Source organism: Bradyrhizobium algeriense (assembly GCF_036924595.1).
Lineage (GTDB): Bacteria > Pseudomonadota > Alphaproteobacteria > Rhizobiales > Xanthobacteraceae > Bradyrhizobium > Bradyrhizobium algeriense.
In genome coordinates, this window is record NZ_JAZHRV010000001.1 from 3,368,158 (window position 1) to 3,385,726 (window position 17,569).

17 protein-coding genes are annotated in these 17,569 nt (G+C 64.1%); 9 read left to right on the forward strand and 8 right to left on the reverse strand.

The window, feature by feature from the left end; translation table 11 throughout:
• Window positions 1–33: 33 nt before the first annotated feature.
• From V1286_RS16610 to secG, 7 genes are all read right to left on the reverse strand, one after another.
• Window positions 34–1,266, reverse strand: coding sequence for an HlyD family secretion protein (locus V1286_RS16610; RefSeq protein ID WP_334481038.1), 1,233 nt, complete (start codon window positions 1,264–1,266; stop codon window positions 34–36).
• Window positions 1,259–1,726, reverse strand: coding sequence for a hypothetical protein (locus V1286_RS16615; protein WP_334481040.1), 468 nt, complete (start codon window positions 1,724–1,726; stop codon window positions 1,259–1,261). The genes V1286_RS16610 and V1286_RS16615 overlap by 8 nt, the downstream gene beginning before the upstream one ends.
• Window positions 1,727–2,093: 367 nt before the next feature.
• The gene (locus tag V1286_RS16620; protein ID WP_334489699.1) at window positions 2,094–3,269 is read right to left on the reverse strand and encodes an MFS transporter; all 1,176 of its coding nucleotides are present in this window, start codon (window positions 3,267–3,269) and stop codon (window positions 2,094–2,096) included.
• 14 nt (window positions 3,270–3,283) lie between these two features.
• Window positions 3,284–4,135 (reverse strand): 3-deoxy-8-phosphooctulonate synthase, encoded by an 852-nt coding sequence (kdsA, locus tag V1286_RS16625; protein WP_334481042.1) that lies wholly within the window; start codon window positions 4,133–4,135, stop codon window positions 3,284–3,286.
• Between the two features lie 94 nt (window positions 4,136–4,229).
• Complete coding sequence (locus tag V1286_RS16630; RefSeq protein WP_057834587.1) at window positions 4,230–4,556, reverse strand: NIPSNAP family protein; 327 nt, start codon at window positions 4,554–4,556, stop codon at window positions 4,230–4,232.
• A gap of 332 nt (window positions 4,557–4,888) precedes the next feature.
• On the reverse strand, window positions 4,889–6,520 hold the full coding sequence (locus V1286_RS16635) for a CTP synthase (RefSeq protein WP_334481044.1): 1,632 nt from the start codon (window positions 6,518–6,520) through the stop codon (window positions 4,889–4,891).
• A gap of 166 nt (window positions 6,521–6,686) precedes the next feature.
• A complete protein-coding gene (gene secG / locus V1286_RS16640) occupies window positions 6,687–7,064 on the reverse strand; it encodes a preprotein translocase subunit SecG (protein ID WP_334481046.1) in 378 nt (125 codons plus the stop codon).
• Window positions 7,065–7,290: 226 nt separating this feature from the next.
• Here secG and V1286_RS16645 point away from each other — a divergent pair, with 226 nt between their 5' ends.
• The 3 genes from V1286_RS16645 to V1286_RS16655 are packed head-to-tail and all read left to right on the forward strand — an operon-like array spanning window position 7,291 to window position 8,772.
• Window positions 7,291–7,857, forward strand: a complete 567-nt coding sequence (locus V1286_RS16645; RefSeq protein WP_334481048.1) for a helix-turn-helix domain-containing protein — start codon at window positions 7,291–7,293, stop codon at window positions 7,855–7,857.
• Between the two features lie 6 nt (window positions 7,858–7,863).
• Window positions 7,864–8,217 (forward strand): hypothetical protein, encoded by a 354-nt coding sequence (locus V1286_RS16650; RefSeq protein ID WP_334481049.1) that lies wholly within the window; start codon window positions 7,864–7,866, stop codon window positions 8,215–8,217.
• Between the two features lie 21 nt (window positions 8,218–8,238).
• The gene (locus tag V1286_RS16655; RefSeq protein ID WP_334481050.1) at window positions 8,239–8,772 is read left to right on the forward strand and encodes a GNAT family N-acetyltransferase; all 534 of its coding nucleotides are present in this window, start codon (window positions 8,239–8,241) and stop codon (window positions 8,770–8,772) included.
• 1 nt (window position 8,773) lies between these two features.
• On the opposite strand, the gene tpiA is transcribed toward V1286_RS16655, so the two are convergent.
• Window positions 8,774–9,526, reverse strand: a complete 753-nt coding sequence (gene tpiA / locus V1286_RS16660) for a triose-phosphate isomerase (RefSeq protein WP_334481051.1) — start codon at window positions 9,524–9,526, stop codon at window positions 8,774–8,776.
• A 258-nt stretch (window positions 9,527–9,784) separates the two neighbouring features.
• On the opposite strand from tpiA, the gene V1286_RS16665 reads away from it, so the two are divergent.
• The 6 genes from V1286_RS16665 (at window position 9,785) to V1286_RS16690 (ending at window position 17,522) form a co-directional block, all read left to right on the forward strand.
• Entirely contained in the window at window positions 9,785–11,686 is a 1,902-nt protein-coding gene (locus V1286_RS16665) for a peptidylprolyl isomerase (protein WP_334481052.1), read from the forward strand.
• 75 nt (window positions 11,687–11,761) lie between these two features.
• A complete protein-coding gene (gene trpD, locus V1286_RS16670) occupies window positions 11,762–12,775 on the forward strand; it encodes an anthranilate phosphoribosyltransferase (RefSeq protein WP_334481054.1) in 1,014 nt (337 codons plus the stop codon).
• Window positions 12,776–12,792: 17 nt separating this feature from the next.
• The gene (gene trpC / locus V1286_RS16675) at window positions 12,793–13,614 is read left to right on the forward strand and encodes an indole-3-glycerol phosphate synthase TrpC (RefSeq protein ID WP_334481055.1); all 822 of its coding nucleotides are present in this window, start codon (window positions 12,793–12,795) and stop codon (window positions 13,612–13,614) included.
• Window positions 13,615–13,617: 3 nt separating this feature from the next.
• A complete protein-coding gene (moaC, locus tag V1286_RS16680) occupies window positions 13,618–14,136 on the forward strand; it encodes a cyclic pyranopterin monophosphate synthase MoaC (protein WP_334481057.1) in 519 nt (172 codons plus the stop codon).
• A 109-nt stretch (window positions 14,137–14,245) separates the two neighbouring features.
• Window positions 14,246–14,524, forward strand: coding sequence for a hypothetical protein (locus tag V1286_RS16685; RefSeq protein WP_334481058.1), 279 nt, complete (start codon window positions 14,246–14,248; stop codon window positions 14,522–14,524).
• Between the two features lie 265 nt (window positions 14,525–14,789).
• Window positions 14,790–17,522 (forward strand): bifunctional diguanylate cyclase/phosphodiesterase, encoded by a 2,733-nt coding sequence (locus tag V1286_RS16690; RefSeq protein ID WP_334481061.1) that lies wholly within the window; start codon window positions 14,790–14,792, stop codon window positions 17,520–17,522.
• Window positions 17,523–17,569: the final 47 nt, after the last annotated feature.

Below are 17,569 nucleotides of genomic sequence, written 5' to 3' on the forward strand. Positions count from 1 at the left end.
TCAAACTTGCATCAACGTCGGAGCTTCGCGGGCTCAATGCCCGCTCAGCACCAGCGTCTTGACCGGCAACAGCAGCGCCTGAATGCGCAGCAGCATCGCGTGCACCAGTCCGGTGGCATCGACGACGTGCAACGCGAAGCTCTTGAACGAACCGACTTTGCCTGAAGCGATCAGTTCGTGGTTGCTGGTATAGGCGTTGGCTATACAACTGCTGCCCGGCGTCACGCCCTCCAGCCCGCCCTTGTAGATCGGTTCCATGAAAACGAGAATGGTACCCGGACGCACGACCTGCTGCGCCTCAACCAGTTGTTCGCCGCCCCTGAACTGGCCCGCCGCGATGTAGTCCTGCACGTTGGTAACCACCATCGGAATGATCGTCCACGGCTTGGAAATGCAGGTGGCCTCGGCCACCATTCCGACCTTCATGACCTGAGCCTCGATCTGCCCAAACCCTGCCATAAGAGCACGCCGTCCTGCACCCTCGGGAATCAGAACCCCGGCCGACCGTATCATTGGATTGACGATATCACCCCGCCTCAGACCGAACTGCTCGACCCGTCCGTTGACACCGGCGCGAATAAACGTCTTGTCCAGATCGACCTGCGCTTCGGCCAACGCCGCCTCTGCGCTCGCCTTCTCCGCCGGTAGCAGAGCGGTCAGTCGCGTCATCGCGGACTGTTTGGAAGCGGACGCGGCGTCGAGGCTGCCCTGGCGACCCGCAACGGCCACCGTGAGCTTTTCGATGTCGCGTTGCGGCACGATTCCGGGGTTGCGCTTCTGCAGTTCGCTTTTGGTGTCGAGTTCGTCCTGCGCCTGCTGCAGCGCGCCTTTTGCCTCCTGAAGCTGGCCTTCCGCCTTGAGGATGTCAGCTTGCGCTGCCAGCATGGCGGCATCGACTTCGGCGATCTTGCGCCTGGCTGTCAGTAGCGACGCTTCCTGCTTGGCGCTATCAAGCCTGAAAATCACGTCACCTTGCTTGACGGGCGCGCTGAGTTCGAAGTTAACCTCCGCGACTCGGCCGGCTACTTCGGGCACAATCGGAATGGTCCGATAGAACAACGTCGCCGACGTGGTCGACGGGTGATAATAGAAGATCATCGTGATCAGCGAGACCGTGAGCATCAGGCAGGCGATGATGCCAAAGCGCAGTTCGAACCAGACCGAATAGAGCGTGATCTCGTGGCCGATGCGCTTGCCCTGCCGGTAGCGGCGATAGAGATAGTCCGGAAATATTGTCAAGAGGGAGCAGAGAAGTAGCTCAAGCATGGCTGTGCACTTCGCTCTTGGCGCCACCGGCCTTCTCGATGCGGGCCTTGGCCTCGCCCGTTGCGACAGCGTGCGCCGTGTCCCCAACTGGCGCCTCGGTTGGGTCCGGTTCAGGCGGAACGCCAGCCATCTTTTCGACCGATCCTGCAATTCTGCGCAGCGGCGTGCTGAAGTCCGGCAGGTCGATCATCGCGAGGAACAGGCCGATCACCCAGAACAGGTGGTTGTGCGTGAACAGCGACAGCAGGCCCAGCACGGCCACGATTTCAAACTGGAATTTTTGCGACTTGTGGGCCATCCGCTCCGGCAACGAGTGCAGGTGCAAATAGAAATTACCGACCGCGAGAACGGCGACGATCAGAAAAATGCCGACGGCGACCATCAGAACGTCGGTGTCACCCGGTGCGGTGATGAAAGACGGCAGGTGATGGGGCGCGCTGGGGTGAATCGACTCGCTCATGGCAATCCTCCGTTCACAACGGGACTAACGCACTGGGTCGATCAGCTCGGTTCAATCTTTGCACAATGTGAAAACTTGGCAAGGGATAAGGCGCGGCCTGCGCGCGCGAGGCCGATCAGGCCCCATTTCGTGAACCGGATGGCCTCTGCGACCGACCACCGCACATGCACAAAGCTTTCTCCCCCATTCTCGGGTTGATGGCGATCATCGAGCAGCACCGCAGCGCCGACGTCTGGGCAACATGACCAAGGAAACGACACCCTTGTGGGTGTGGCTGTCGGTTGCCCTGTTGGCCCTCGGCACCCTCGCCTATTTCACGATGGTCTGTCTGGTCGATTACATCATCGGATTCTTGTGAGGGCGCCGTCTAGGTCGCCGCCGCGTCCGCCGGCCGCGTCTGGCGCAGCAGCTTTGCGCAGGCAAAGCCGAGCGCGATCATGACGGCCGCTGCGGTCAGCAAGGTCGGGACCTTGCCGGCGTGCTGGATGCCGAAACCGTAGGCGATCGGTCCGATGGTCTGGCCCATGAAGAAAAAGAACGCGTGCAGCGACAGCGCGGTCGCGCGCGCTTCCGCCGACAATTCGCTGGCGAATACCTGCAGGCTGCCGTGGATCATGTAGAACCCCCAGCCCATGAAAATCAGGCTGAGCGTTTGCAATCTCCATTCCGGCCCCATCGCCACCGCGATGAGCTGCACGCCGACCATCGCCGCGCCGCCGATCATCATGCCATTGACGCCGATCCTCGGCAGAAACCGCGACACCGTCATGGTGTAGAACAGCCCGCCGACGGCGAAGCCCGCGATGACGATGCCGGCGATCGACAGCGAGGTTTCGCCGAGTTCGAACAGGAAGGCCGCGAGGAACGGAAACAGTCCGAGCACGCAGCAGCCTTCAATGAACACGGCCCCGTAGCAGACGCGCGCATTCGGGTTTGTGAAAATCGTGCGATAGCCTTGCAGGAGGGCTGACAGGCCGGTGCGCGGCGGACGGGTCAGCGCAGCACCGCGAAACCCGGCCGCCACCGCGATCGAAGCCAGCACGACAAGAACGCCGAGCACGGCGAGCACGCCGCGCCAGCCGAGAAAGTCTCCGATCAGGCCGGACGCGGAGGCCCCCAGCAGATTGCCGGTCATCGCGCCCGCCAATGTACGACTGATCGCGACCTGGCGTTTTTCGGGACCGACGAGATCGCTGGTCAGGCTGAGCGAGACCGGGAATACGCCGCCGGAGCCGATGCCTGCGAGAATCCGGCTTGCGAACAGCAGCGGGAACGAGGTCGCCATCGCGCCGAGAATATTGGCAAGCCCGAGCAGCACCAGGCAGACGATCATCAGCCGGGCCTTGCCGAACATGTCGGCCATGGCGCCGAGCACGGGCTGGATGATGGCAAAGGTGAAGGCAAAGGCGGCGGCGAAACTGGCGGCGGTAGCGATGCTGACGGAAAAATCCGCGGCCACGTGCGGCAATACCGGATCCAGCGCGCGGGCGGACAGGGCTGCCGAAAAGGTCGCGAGTGCAATGATATTGAGCGCCGGCGGCATGCCGCTGGTGGCGGTCACGGCGCAGCGTTCTTAGCCAACGCGTCAAACGCCATCAGCCGCTTCACCAGCGCTTCGAACTCGCGCAGCGGCACCATGTTAGGCCCGTCCGACGGCGCGCGGTCGGGATCGGGATGGGTCTCGATGAACACGCCGGCGACGCCGACGGCTACCGCCGCGCGCGCCAGCACGGGGACGAATTCGCGCTGGCCCCCGGACGAGGTACCCTTCCCGCCCGGCTGCTGCACCGAATGGGTGGCGTCGAAGATAACGGGCGCGCCCGTGGTTTGCGCCATGATCGGCAGCGCGCGCATGTCGGAGACCAATGTATTGTAACCGAACGAGGCGCCGCGCTCGGTCACCAGCACATTTGGATTGCCACCGCCGGTGACCTTGGTGACGACGTTCGCCATCTCCCACGGCGCGAGGAACTGGCCCTTCTTGACGTTGACAACCTTGCCGGTCGCCGCGGCTGCCAGCAGCAGATCGGTCTGACGGCACAGGAAGGCCGGAATCTGCAACACGTCGACCGCCTGTGCGGCCTCGGCGCATTGCGCAGCCTCGTGGACGTCGGTGAGCACGGGTAGCCCGAGCGACGAACGTATCTCGGCGAAGATCGGCAGGGCCTGCGCGAGGCCAACGCCGCGCGCGGCCGATCCCGAGGTGCGGTTAGCCTTGTCGAACGAGGTCTTGTAGACGAGGCCAATTCCGAGGCGACCTGCGATCTCTTTCAGCGCGCTCGCGACTTCCAGCCCGTGCGCGCGGCTCTCGAGCTGGCACGGCCCAGCAATGATCGAAATCGGCAAGCTATTGCCGAATTTGACCGGGCCGACCGAGACGACCGGGGCTGCATCTACTTTCGCGTTCAAGGGATTTTCCTTCGTATCTGCCGCGGACCATGCCGGTCCGCGACCTCAGGATCAACCCCGTTTAACCCCCGAATATCAGGGTTGCAGCGTCGCCCTATTTTACCGCGGAGAACGCCGTCGGCACCAGCAACTGGCTGACGATATTGTCGATGATCTGGCCGTCCTCCTCGCTCTTGGCGCGGCCGGCGATCCAGTCGGGATCGGACTGGAATGCGGTCCATTTCTTTTCGCGATCGGCGAGCGAATCCCAGGCGACGAAATAGGTCAGTTCCTGATTGGAGGTGCCGATCAGCGTGGTGTAGAAGCCGGCCTGCTTGATGCCGTGCTTGTCCCACAGTTTCAGCGTCAGCGTATCGAAGCGCTTCATCAGCGCTGGCAAGCGGCCCGGCAGACAGCGGTAGACGCGCATTTCCATGATCATCGGCTTTGCTCCTTCAATTATTGTTCTTGCCGTTCACGGCGGGGGTTTGTCGCAACAATCCGCGCCTTCGTCAAAGGCAGAGCCCACTTCACCCGCCCCTTGAGGGGGCGGGTCGGCTCACATGGAGCGCAGCGTAATGTGAGACGGGGTGGGGTGACGGTCTCTCAACACGCACACTGTTTGATGTGGAGCGACCGTCACCCCGCCCCGCCGCGCGCTTTGCGCGCGTCGACCCGCCCCCTCAAGGGGCGGGTGAAGAAATGGCACCTCATCCAAAACCGGGCAGGCGGCCAGATGGTGGGCACGCTGCCGCTTTGCCCACCTACCAGATCTTATACCAGCCGCGACTGTGCCATCGCCGCCTGAATGAACGACGCAAACAGCGGATGCGGCTCGAACGGCCGTGACTTCAGCTCGGGGTGGAACTGCACGCCGATGAACCAGGGATGGTCCTCGTATTCGACGATCTCCGGCAGCACGCCGTCGGGCGAAAGCCCTGAGAAGCGCAGGCCGTGCTGTTCAAGCCGGTCCTTGTAGGCCGTATTGACCTCGTAGCGATGGCGATGGCGTTCCGAAATCTCGGTGGCGCCGCCGTAGACTTGCGACACACGGCTGCCGCGCTTCAGCGCCGCAGGGTATGCGCCAAGCCGCATGGTGCCGCCGAGGTCGCCGGATTTCGAGCGCTTCTCCAGCTCGTTGCCGCGCAGCCATTCCGTCATCAGGCCGACCAGCGGCTCCCTGGTCGGGCCGAACTCGGTGGAGTTGGCTTCCTCGATGCCGACGAGATTGCGCGCGGCTTCGATCACAGCCATCTGCATGCCGAAGCAGATGCCGAAATACGGCACGTCGCGCACGCGGGCGAACTGCGCCGCGCGGATCTTGCCCTCGGCGCCGCGCTGGCCGAAGCCGCCGGGCACCAGGATTCCGTTGACGTGTTCGAGGAACGGCGCCGGGTCCTCGTTCTCGAACACCTCACTCTCGATCCAGTCGAGATTGACCTTCACCTTGTTGGCGATGCCGCCATGCGAGAGCGCCTCGATCAGCGATTTATAGGCGTCCTTCATGCCGGTGTACTTGCCGACGATGGCAATGGTCACCGCGCCTTCCGGGTTGCGCACGCGCTCGTTGATGACGTTCCAGCTCTGCAGCGCCGGCGGAATTTTTGGCGAGATGCCGAACGCGGCCAGCACCTCGTCGTCGAGGCCGGCGGCGTGATAGGCCTCCGGCACGGCGTAGATATTATCGACGTCCCTCGCCTCGATCACGGCGCTTTCGCGCACGTTGCAGAATAGCCCGAGCTTGCGCCGCTCTTCCTTCGGGATTTCACGGTCGGTGCGGCACAACAGGATATCCGGCTGGATGCCGATCGAGCGCAGTTCCTTCACCGAGTGCTGGGTCGGCTTTGTCTTCAGTTCGCCGGCGCTCGGGATGAACGGCAGCAGCGTGAGGTGAATATACACCGCGTGATCCCGCGGCAGTTCGTTCTTGAGCTGACGAATCGCTTCGAAGAACGGCAGGCCTTCGATGTCGCCGACGGTGCCGCCGATCTCGACCAGCACGAAATCATATTCGTCATTGCCCGAGAGCACGAATTCCTTGATCGCGTTGGTGACGTGCGGGACGACCTGAATGGTCGCGCCGAGATAATCGCCGCGGCGTTCCTTGGTGATGATGTCCTGGTAGATGCGCCCGGTGGTGATGTTGTCGGCCTTGGTGGCCGGACGCCCGGTGAAGCGCTCGTAATGGCCGAGATCGAGATCGGTCTCGGCACCGTCGTCGGTCACGAACACTTCGCCGTGCTGATACGGCGACATCGTTCCGGGATCGAGGTTGAGATAGGGGTCAAGTTTGCGGAGACGGACCTTGTACCCGCGAGCCTGCAGCAGGGCACCGAGTGCCGCCGAAGCCAGACCCTTTCCGAGCGAAGAAACCACGCCGCCGGTGATGAATATGTACCGCGCCATGGGACTCAACCTTTAAGGCCACAGCCCCGATTCGCCAAAACGAATCGCATGCACGGGCGAACATTCTGCCGGGCTGTGGGTGACGTGAATTTTAAAGCGATATCAGAGCACTAATGGGAAGTTCTGATGCAGGACGGTAGAGACCGTCCTGCATAGCCACCCTGCTTTATTGCGAACGCGGGGCCTGCGGGCCCGACTGGCCCTGCTGTTCATCCACCTTCTTGAGCGTATCGAGCACGCCGCCGGAGGTCGGCGGAGCGACCGGCGTCGCGCCACCGGGCTGCGACTGCGTCGTCGGTGAGCCGAGGATCGATGCCGGCTTGCGGTCGACACCGGCGAGCCAGGCCAGCGTCATGCTGGTCACGAAGAAAATCCCCGCCAGGATCGCCGTCGTCCGCGTCAGGAGATTGGCGGTGCCGCGGCTCGACATAAAGCCGGCGCCGCCGCCCATGCCGAGGCCACCGCCTTCGGATTTCTGCAGCAGCACGGCGCCGATCAGCACCGAAACGATCATGAGGTGAACAACGATAATGACGGTCTGCATCTTAAAAACCTTCCGTCACAAGCTGACAGCGCCGGACTTCGGCTGCACCAAGAGCTTGCGGGTTTTCCTGAAGTTGCGCGGTGTTACACGATCGGACGGGGCATTGTCACCCCCAACCGCAGCCCCGGAGATAATTGCCGCAGGGGCGATGGCAAGGTTGTCCCCGGCTCCCGGCCGACCTCGAATCCGGACTTGAGGTCGCACCAATTTCTCTTATAATAGACGAATGGATACTATAGTGGACGATCTTAGCGCCCGGCTCGCCCATCGCCTGCGGCTCGAGCGCGACAGCCGAGGCTGGTCGCTGGCCGACCTCGCGGAGCGCTCCGGGGTGTCCAAGGCAACCATCAGCAAGATCGAGCGCGCCGAGGTCAGTCCGACCGCAGTCGTGCTGGTGCGGCTCGCCAGCGCCTTCGACCTCACCCTCGCCGGCCTGATGCTGCGCGCCGAAGGCCAGGGAGAACGTCTTTCAAGGGCCGTCGACCAGCCGGTGTGGCGCGATCCCGAAACCGGCTATCTGCGCACGCAGGTATTCAACCGGCCCGATCATCCCGTCGAGATCATCAAGGTCGAGATGCCGGCGAGGCAGCGCGTGACGCTGCCCGCATCGTCCTACGCACGCATCCGCCAGGTCCTCTGGGTGTTGTCGGGCGCGCTCGTCCTCATCGACGGTGGCGAACGCCACGAACTCCGGGCCGGCGACTGTCTCGGGTTCGGCCCTCCGGCGGAAGTGACGTTTGCCAACGAGAGCGCCGCGCCCTGCACCTATGTCGTTGCCCTTGCCCGGAGTTAGCTGGCGATGGCGGAGCTCAAGATCGAAGGTTTGGCGATCGAACCGGCCAGCCCGGCAAGCTCTTCTCCCGCCGGCCACAATGGCGGTCCGCCGCTCGATCAGGAGCACATTCCGGAATGGGGCGACGGAGGGATCGGAAATTACTTCTACTGGAAGGCGGCGCATCGCGCGGCCTGGAAAAATCCCTCGCCCGGCATCGTCGCGTTTCGCATCCGGAAAGCCGAGCGGCTGGGCCTCACCTACGAAGAATACACGCTGGAAATCCTCGAACGCGGCCGTCACCTGCAGATCAAGGATGTCGAACGGATTGCAGAGATCAAGCAGGCGCGCGCCGCGCGCGCCCGCAATCATCGAAGCTGAACCTCGCGGAAATTCATCCTGATGTCGGATATTGAAATCAAAACCTTGAACCCTACGCCCGAAACTCGGGCGATGCTCAGTGAAATCCTGATCGAAACCGTGGCGAACGGCGGCTCGGTCAGCTTCATGCATCCGCTGTCGCAGGCGGCGGCCGAGGCGTTCTGGTCGAACTCGCTCAGCGCGGCAGGCCGCGGCGAGCGGATCATCCTCGGCGCCTTTGACGGCGACAGGCTGATCGGCACGGTCACGCTGTTGCTCGATCTTCCGCCAAACCAGCCGCACCGCGCCGAAATCGCAAAGATGATGACGCGCGTCAGTCACCGCCACCGCGGCATCGCTACCGCGCTTTTGCGCGAGGCCGAGTGCATCGCGATCGCGCGCGGCCGCTGGCTATTGGTACTCGATACCGCCGAGGACGAGGGCGCCGCGGGACTATATGAGCGGATGGGATTCCAGCTGACCGGCGTGATTCCGGACTACGCGTTCAAACCCCATGGCGGACTTACGGGCACGCTGATCTACTGGAAGCGACTAGAGCAAGGCGTGCCCGCCTGAGTCAGCAGGCCTCAGCAATTGCCAGAAAATCCGTCGCCTTCAGGCTGGCGCCGCCGACCAGCGCGCCGTTGACATTGGCGACGGCCATCAACTCCGCGGCGTTGGAGGGTTTTACCGATCCACCGTAGAGAATTCGGATCTTGCCGCCCTCGGCCTTAAATCGCTCGGTGAGAACACCCCGGATAAACCGATGAACTTGCTCGACATCTCCGGTCGTCGGCGTCAGCCCGGTACCGATCGCCCAGACCGGCTCATAGGCCACCACCAGATTGGCCGCCGCAGCGCCATCCGGCAACGAACCCGCGAGCTGCCCGCCGCAGACATCCAGCGTCTGGCCGGCATCCCGCTGCTTCTGGGTCTCGCCGATGCACACGATGGCCACGAGGCCCGCCCGCCAGGCCGCTTCCACCTTCTGCCGGACCAGCGCGTCGGTCTCGCCATGGTCGGCACGCCGCTCCGAATGCCCAACGATAATGGCGCTGGCGCCGGCATCCGCCAGCATTTCCGCCGAGAGATCGCCTGTATGGGCGCCCGAAGCCTTCGCGTGGCAATCCTGGGCCCCGACGGTGAGTTTTGAACCGCGCGCCCTGTCGGCAAAGCCTGCGATCAGGGTGGCCGGAGGGCAAACCAGCAGGTCGGCCTTGCCGGCCAGCGCGCCTGCGCCGGCAATCATTGCTTCGAATTCACCCAGGGCGGATTTCAGGCCGTTCATTTTCCAGTTGCCCGCGATCAGGGGCCGGATGGCGTCGGTCATGTCAATTATCCCGCAAATGTCAGCGTTAAAGATGCGCTAGCAGAGGCACGCCACCAGTTCCAGATACCGGTTGGGCGATCCCCCAGGCCGTTAACCGCTTCAAATGGCCCCCACAGGCGAGGTTGCGAGGGGGGCGCTGCCACTTTATGATGCGTTTTCAACTCGGTGACGCTCTGTTGCGGAAGTCGATCCTGAACGGAATCGAATTTTCGCCGGGCACGACCCGGTTCCCCTCTCCTGCAAAAACAAGTTGGACCCATGCTTCGAGGAATTCGGAAAGCCTCATCAAACTGGCTCGGCAAGATTGTCATGGCCACCGTGATGGGCGTTTTGATTGTCAGTTTCGCAGTTTGGGGCATCGCCGACATCTTCAAGGGGTTCGGCCAGTCGTCGCTCGCCAAGGTTGGCAAGACCGAGATTTCGACCGAGCAGTTCCGCCAGATCTACACGGAAAAGCTGCAGCAGCTCGGCCGCAGTTTCGGCCGCCCCCTGACCTCGGAGCAGGCCCGCGCCTTCGGGCTCGACCGGCAGGTGCTGCAACAGACCATCGCCGAAGCCGCGCTGGATGAGGAAGCCCGGCGCATGGGGCTCGCCCAGTCCCAGGAAGAAACCATGCGGTTGATCTACAGCGATCCGAATTTCAGGGGATTGGGCGGCAAGTTCGATCCCGCCCGCTTCCAGGCCACGATCCGGCAGTTCGGCTACACCGAGCAACGCTACCTCGCCGAACAGCGGCGCGTCGGGCTGCGCCGCCAGATCGTCGGCACCGTCTCGACCGGGGTGGAGCCGCCGAAGGTCCTGATCGAGGCCATGACCCGCTTCCAGAACGAACAGCGCTCGATCGAGTTCGTCAAACTCGACGCCGCGCAGGCCGGCACGATCGATCCCCCCTCGCCCGAGGCGCTGGCCGCCTATTTCGAGGAGCGCAAGACCCAGTTCCGCGCACCCGAATATCGCAAGCTGTCCTTTGTCGTGATAAGCCCCGAAGAGATCGGCAAATGGACCGAGGTCACCGACGAGGACGCGAAGAAGGTCTTCGAACAAAATCGCGACCGGCTCGGCACGCCGGAGAGGCGCGAAGTGTCGCAGATCGTGTTTCCCAACGAAGGCGAAGCGCAGGCCGCGCGCAGCCGCATCACGTCGGGAATGTCGTTCGATGACCTCGCCAAAGAGCGCAATCTCAATCTGGCCGACGTCGACCTCGGCATGATCGCAAAGAGTGCGATCATCGATCCGGCGATTGCGGATGCGGCGTTCTCGCTGCCATCGGGTGAAATCAGCCAGCCCGTGCAGGGGCGGTTTGGCGTGGCGCTGGTCAAGGTCGGCAAGATCGAGCCGGGCACGACGCCGACCTTTGAAAGCGTTGCAGCCCAGATAAAGAAGGAACTCGCGACCGAACGCGCGCGCGCCAAGGTTAGCGAAATCCAGAACAAGATGGAAGACGAGCGCTCTGGCGGCGCCAATGTGGTGGAGGCTTCGCAGAAGCTCGGCCTGACCCCCGTCACGATCGAAGCCGTCGATCGCTCCGGCCGCACGCCCGACGGCCAGCCGGTGGCCAACATTCCGCGCGGCCTCGACGTGGTCTCGCAAGCCTTCAACAGCGATGTCGGCGTCGATAATGAACCGATCCAGTTTGCCGGCGGCTATGTCTGGTACGACGTGCTCGGCATCACGCCCTCGCGCGAGCGCTCGCTCGACGAGGTTCGCAGCCAGGTCGAGGCGAAATGGCGCGAAGACCAGATTTCGAACAAGCTGCGCGCGAAGGCAACCGAGATGGTCCAGAAGCTCGAGCAAGGCGGCACGCTTGCCGAGGTCGCGGCTGCGGTCGGAGCGAAGGTCGAGACCGCGACCGGCTTCCGCCGCGACGCCTCGCTTTCAGGCGTCCCCTCGGCCGCCATCACGGCCGCGTTCCGCACGCCCAAGGACGGCGTCGGGCAGACGCCGGGTGCCGGTGGCAGCGAGTGGATCGTGTACCGCGTCACCGACGTGACCGTGCCGCCGGTCGACGCCGCCTCTGACGAACTGAAGAAACTGAAGGACACGCTGCAGCGCGCTCTGACCGACGAACAGGTCGCGCAATACGTGACGAAGATCGAATCCGAGATCGGCACCTCCATCAACCAGGCCGCCTTCGCGCAGGTGACGGGCGCTAACAACTGAGCATGATCGGCCAAGACCAGTCCAAGGTTTGCGCCGGTCTTGCTAAGACGACACCCAATCCTGAAAGCCCAAGCGATGGACGACCTCAAATCTATCATCGGAAAAGTCGCCACCGGCGCGACGCTGTCGCGTGAGGAGGCTGCCTCCGCCTTCGACAGCATGATGTCCGGCGAGGCCACGCCCTCGCAGATGGGCGGGCTGTTGATGGCGCTGCGGGTCCGCGGCGAAACCGTCGACGAGATCACCGGCGCGGTGGCCGCGATGCGCGGCAAGATGCTGCGGGTCCAGGCGCCCGCGGACGCCGTCGACGTGGTCGGCACCGGCGGCGACGGCTCTGGTTCGGTCAACGTCTCGACCTGCGCGGCCTTCATCGTCGCGGGCGCCGGCGTACCCGTCGCCAAGCACGGCAACCGCGCGCTGTCCTCGCGCTCGGGCGCGGCCGACGTACTGGCTTCGCTCGGCGTCAAGATCGACCTGACGCCCGATCAGGTCGGCCGCTGCGTGGCCGAGGCCGGCATCGGCTTCATGTTCGCGCCCGCGCATCATCCGGCCATGAAGAACGTCGGCCCGACCCGGGTCGAGCTCGCCACCCGCACGATCTTCAACCTGCTCGGCCCGCTCTCCAATCCGGCCGGCGTGAAGCGGCAGATGGTCGGCGTGTTCTCCAGGCACTGGGTGCAGCCGCTGGCGCAGGTCTTGAAAAACCTCGGCTCCGAATCCGTCTGGGTCGTGCATGGCTCCGACGGGCTCGATGAAATCACGCTCACCGGGCCAAGTTTCGTCGCCAGCCTCGACAACGGCAAGATCACCACGTTCGAGGTGACGCCGGAGGACGCGGGCCTCACCTGTTGCAATGTCGACGCGCTGAAGGGCGGCGACGCCGACGCCAATGCGCTGGCGCTCTCGAGCGTGCTCAACGGCAAGCCGAGCGCCTATCGCGACGTCGCGCTGTTGAACGCCGCGGCTGCCCTGATTGTGGCTGGCCGCGCCAAGGGCCTGAAGGACGGCGTCGCGATCGGCGCCAAATCGCTCGACAGCGGCGCGGCAGCGGCGCGGCTGAAACACCTGATCGCGGTCTCGCGCGGCTGATCCGAGGGGCGCCAGAGATGTCCGATATCCTGACCAAGATCAAGGCTTACAAGCGCGAGGAAATCGCCGCCGCCAAGCGGGCGCATCCGTTGTCCGAGGTCGACGCCCGCGCCAAGACAGCATCGCCGCCGCGCGGCTTTCTGCGCGCGATCCGCGACAAGCTGGCACGCGGCGACTATGCGCTGATCGCGGAAGTGAAGAAGGCCTCGCCCTCGAAGGGACTGATCCGCGCCGATTTCGATCCTCCGGCGCTGGCAAAGGCCTACGAGGCCGGCGGCGCAGCGTGCCTGTCGGTGCTGACGGACGCGCCCTCGTTCCAGGGCCATCTCGACTTCATGGTGGCCGCGCGCGCGGCGACCGGCCTGCCGGTACTGCGCAAGGACTTTTTGTTCGACACCTATCAGGTGGTGGAAGCCCGCGCCCATGGCGCAGACTGCATCCTGATCATCATGGCCTCGCTCGACGATGCTACCGCCAGGGATCTGGAGGACGCAGCGATCGCGCTTGGCATGGACGTGCTGATCGAAATCCACGACCCGGCCGAACTCGATCGCGCGCTAAAGCTTCGCTCGCCGATGATCGGCGTCAACAACCGCAACTTACGGACCTTCGAGACCACGCTGGCGACCAGCGAGGCGCTGGCGCCGCTGATCCCGCGCGATCGCCTGATGGTCGGCGAAAGCGGCATCTTTGCGCCTGCGGATCTGGCGCGGCTCGAGCGCGTCGGCATGTCGACCTTCCTGGTCGGCGAAAGCCTGATGCGGCAGGCTGACGTGACGGCGGCAACCCGCGCGCTGCTGACGCGGGTCAATACGCCGCGTGCGACCGGGACCGATTGAGAGATGGCCGGCAAGGCTTCCAAGGACAAGGCTTCCAAAGGCGGCTCCGCCCTCACCCATATCGATGCGTCGGGCGAAGCGCGGATGGTCGACGTCTCGGCCAAGGCAGCGACCGAGCGCACGGCGGTGGCCGAGGGACGCGTGGTCATGGACAAGGCGACGCTCGATCTGATCGTCTCCGGCAACGCCAAGAAGGGCGACGTGCTGGGCGCGGCCCGCATCGCCGGCATCATGGCGGCCAAGCGCACCTCGGAACTGATCCCGCTGTGCCATCCGCTGGCGCTGTCGAAGGTGACGCTCGACATCACGCCCGACAGGAAACTGCCCGGCTGCATCGTCCGCGCCACCGTCAAGGTCACCGGCCCGACCGGGGTCGAGATGGAAGCGCTGACCGCGGTGTCGGTCGCCTGCCTCACGATCTACGATATGATCAAGGCGGTCGAACGCGGCGTTCGCATCGAAGGCATCCATCTCGTCGAGAAGATCGGCGGCAAGTCCGGCCATTATCGCGCGGAGCGGTGAGCCCCGGCGACCGGATCCCCGTCGTCACGCTTGTGTGACCGGCGCGGCGAGGAATGCGCTCCGGGCGCGCGGGGTTGTTTCCTTCGGGACCTTCACAAGGAGGAATCCGATGTCGAGATACAGGCTTGTGGGCGCCGCGGCTGCGTTGGCTGTGATGACGGCACCCGCCATCGCACAGCAAGTCATCTCCGAACCCGGCTATTGCGCGTTCTTCTATCCGAACGCCAACTGCCAGAACAAGGGTCCGGGCAACCCCTACACCGATCCGCGGCGGTTCAACCAAGGTTACCCCCAAGGTTACCCCCAAGACTACGCCCTGCCGGACAGCGGCCAGATGGTCGGCATCGCGAGGAAACGCACGCACAGATCCACGACACGCATGCAGTGACGGCTCCGGATCTAACGAGGCCGGCACGCCCGCACACTTCCGATCGGCGGACCGCGAGCAGGCGGTGCGCCGATTTTTTCCTGGTTGCACCTTGCCGGTTCCATGCTCCCCTGTGGTTGCCGACGGAACCCGCCACCACCGAGTAACGCTTCATTAACCAGACTTCCTAACGTCAATTCCATATCGGCGCGATATCGAAGTCATGGGCCGGGGGTGGGAGAACTCCGATTCCGGAAGTTCATTTTCTCGGCAGCGATCACGCTCAATGGTTTCGACCGGTACAACATCCTTCAGGATTGCGTCCGCCTTCCGCGGCGGCCCGATCCGCTGGTTGATCCTGGGCGGCACACTCCTGATCGCCGCCATCGCGATCGGCGCGACCGTCATGGCCGGTAATTTCCGCGAGCGCGCGCTGCGCAGCAGCGAACGCGAGCTGGAAAACACCGTGCTGCTGCTGGCAGGCCATTTCGACCAGCAGCTCGAAGACTTCCAGGTCGTGCAGAAGGACCTGATCGCGTTCATGCGTTCCAGCGGGATCGCGACGCCCGAGAACTACAAGCGCCGCATGTCCGGCCATGACATCCATCTGATGCTGAAATCCAAGATCGACGCATTGTCCTATGTCGGCGGCGTCAACGTCTTCGACGCCGAAGGCAATTTGATCAACGCATCGGCCGCCTGGCCGGTGCCGCCGGTCAACTCGGCGGACCGTGCTTTCTTCAGGACCTTCAAGTCGAGCGCGCAATCGCCGGAGATGCTGATCGAGCCGGTTTACAGCCGCGTCACCGGCGTCTGGACCACGGTGATCGCGCGCAAGGTCACCGGGCCGAAGGGCGAATTCCTCGGCCTCATCGGCCGGGGCATCGAACCCGTCAACTTCGAGAAGTTCTTTGCGACCGTAGCGCTCGGACCCGGCGCCTCCATCGCCATGTTCCACAGCGACGGCACGCTGCTCGCCCGTTATCCGCACGTGGCTGATATGATCGGCAAGAACTTCAAGACCGGCCCGGCCGCCCAGCGGCAGGTGTTCGAGCTGGCCCACAGCACTTCGCGCCTCGCCAGCCCGATAGACGGTGAGGACCGGCTGATCTCGTCGCGCACGCTGACGAATTTCCCGATCGTGATCGTCGCTTCAACCGCGACATCGGCTGCACTGGCCGACTGGCGCGAGCAGATCGCAATCCTGATCACGGTCACCGGGCTTTCGGTGCTCGCGATCGCCGCACTACTGCTTCTCGTGGTCCGCAAGCTGTCGCATCAGCACCGCACGTCGAAGCAGCGGCTGTCGCTGGAGAAGCAGCGCCTCGACACCGCCGTCAACAACATGACGCAAGGCTTGCTGCTGTTCGATGCGAAGCAGCGGCTCATCATCTGCAACAAGCGGTATCTCGAGATGTACGGCCTCTCGGCCGACGTGGTGAAGCCGGGTTGCAGCTTCCGCGAGGTGATCGCCCACCGTAAGGAGACCGGCTCGTTCGTCGGCGACATCGGTCAATACGTCGAGATGGTGCTGCGCGACATCTCGCACCGCAACGCCATGATCATATCGACGCCCGACGGACGCTCGATCCAGGTCGTCAACGAGCCGGTGGCGGACGGCGGATGGCTGGCGACCCATGAAGACATTACCGAGCGCCGCCGCGCCGAGGAGCGCATCACCCACCTCGCCCATTACGACGCGCTGACCGACCTGCCGAACCGCACGCTGTTCCACGAATGGCTCAAGCGCGAACTGTCCCACGCCGCGCCGGACTGGCAACTGGCGGTGCTTTATATCGACATCGACGAATTCAAGAGCGTCAACGACTCGCTCGGCCACATGATCGGCGACGAGCTTTTGAAATCGGTCGCGTCGAGCCTTGCCGCCTGCGCGCGCAAGACCGACTTCGTGGCCCGGCTCGGCGGCGACGAGTTCGCCATCGTTCAGACCGGGATCGAGGATACCGACGACGTGATGAAGCTGGTCAGCCGCATCTTCGAGGCGATCCGCTCGCCCTATCAATGCCTCGGCCATCAGGTGACCACCGACGCCAGTATCGGCATCGCGCTGGCGCCGCGCGACGGTTCCGATATCGACCGGATCCTGAAGAACGCGGACCTGGCGATGTATGCGGCCAAGGCCGCCGGCCGCCGCACCTATCGCTTCTTCGAAACGGACATGGAGGCCGAGGTCCGCGCCCGCCGCAGCCTGGAAATAGACCTGCGCCAGGCGCTCGTCGACGGCGGCTTCGAGGTCTATTACCAGCCCTGCCTCGACCTGCAGACCAACGCGATCACCGGCTGCGAGGCACTGGTGCGTTGGCGCCATCCGCAGCGCGGCATGATTTCGCCCGCCGAGTTCATCCCGCTTGCCGAGGACACCGGCCTGATCAATCGGCTCGGCGAGTGGGTGCTGACCACCGCATGCAAGGAAGCCGTGAGCTGGCCCGGCAATATCAGGCTCGCGGTCAACGTCTCGCCGGTTCAATTCAGAAGCGGCACGCTGGCGCTGAAGGTGATGGCTGCGCTGGCCGAATCGGGCCTTGCCGCGAGCCGGCTGGAGCTCGAGATCACCGAAGCAGTCTTGATCCGCGACGACGAGGCGGCGCTTGCCGTTCTGCACGACCTCCGCGCCATCGGGGTCCGCATTGCGCTGGACGATTTCGGCACCGGCTATTCCTCGCTGAGCTACCTGCAGCGTTTTCCGTTCGACAAGATCAAGATCGACCGCTGCTTCATCACCGATATCGCCGAGCCGGACGGATCGTCCAGCATCGTGCAGGCCGTGGTGACCATCGCCGCCGACCGCCACATGACGACGACGGCCGAAGGCGTCGAGACCGAGGCGCAACGCGAACTGCTGCGCGAACTCGGCTGTTCGGAAATGCAGGGCTACCTGTTCAGCCCGCCGAAGCCGGCGGCCGACATCAGGCCGCTGCTGTTTGCGGATCGGCAGGGCCCGGAGGCGGCGCGGGTGAACCGGTCGCGCAGACGCAAGCCGGTGGCGCGGACGGCGTGAAGTACAGGACGCATGTCGGGGCCGCTTTGCAAGCTCTCTCATGCAAC

Bases quoted from the DNA above. Each gene is read 5' to 3' on its own strand.
- V1286_RS16610 (WP_334481038.1), bottom strand. From the start codon at position 1,266: ATGCTTGAGCTACTTCTCTGCTCCCTCTTGACAATATTTCCGGACTAT.
- V1286_RS16615 (WP_334481040.1), bottom strand. From the start codon at position 1,726: ATGAGCGAGTCGATTCACCCCAGCGCGCCCCATCACCTGCCGTCTTTC.
- V1286_RS16620 (WP_334489699.1), bottom strand. From the start codon at position 3,269: ATGCCGCCGGCGCTCAATATCATTGCACTCGCGACCTTTTCGGCAGCC.
- V1286_RS16630 (WP_057834587.1), bottom strand. From the start codon at position 4,556: ATGATCATGGAAATGCGCGTCTACCGCTGTCTGCCGGGCCGCTTGCCA.
- V1286_RS16635 (WP_334481044.1), bottom strand. From the start codon at position 6,520: ATGGCGCGGTACATATTCATCACCGGCGGCGTGGTTTCTTCGCTCGGA.
- secG (WP_334481046.1), bottom strand. From the start codon at position 7,064: ATGCAGACCGTCATTATCGTTGTTCACCTCATGATCGTTTCGGTGCTG.
- V1286_RS16645 (WP_334481048.1), top strand. From the start codon at position 7,291: ATGGATACTATAGTGGACGATCTTAGCGCCCGGCTCGCCCATCGCCTG.
- V1286_RS16650 (WP_334481049.1), top strand. From the start codon at position 7,864: ATGGCGGAGCTCAAGATCGAAGGTTTGGCGATCGAACCGGCCAGCCCG.
- V1286_RS16655 (WP_334481050.1), top strand. From the start codon at position 8,239: ATGTCGGATATTGAAATCAAAACCTTGAACCCTACGCCCGAAACTCGG.
- tpiA (WP_334481051.1), bottom strand. From the start codon at position 9,526: ATGACCGACGCCATCCGGCCCCTGATCGCGGGCAACTGGAAAATGAAC.
- V1286_RS16665 (WP_334481052.1), top strand. From the start codon at position 9,785: ATGCTTCGAGGAATTCGGAAAGCCTCATCAAACTGGCTCGGCAAGATT.
- trpD (WP_334481054.1), top strand. From the start codon at position 11,762: ATGGACGACCTCAAATCTATCATCGGAAAAGTCGCCACCGGCGCGACG.
- trpC (WP_334481055.1), top strand. From the start codon at position 12,793: ATGTCCGATATCCTGACCAAGATCAAGGCTTACAAGCGCGAGGAAATC.
- moaC (WP_334481057.1), top strand. From the start codon at position 13,618: ATGGCCGGCAAGGCTTCCAAGGACAAGGCTTCCAAAGGCGGCTCCGCC.
- V1286_RS16685 (WP_334481058.1), top strand. From the start codon at position 14,246: ATGTCGAGATACAGGCTTGTGGGCGCCGCGGCTGCGTTGGCTGTGATG.
- V1286_RS16690 (WP_334481061.1), top strand. From the start codon at position 14,790: ATGGTTTCGACCGGTACAACATCCTTCAGGATTGCGTCCGCCTTCCGC.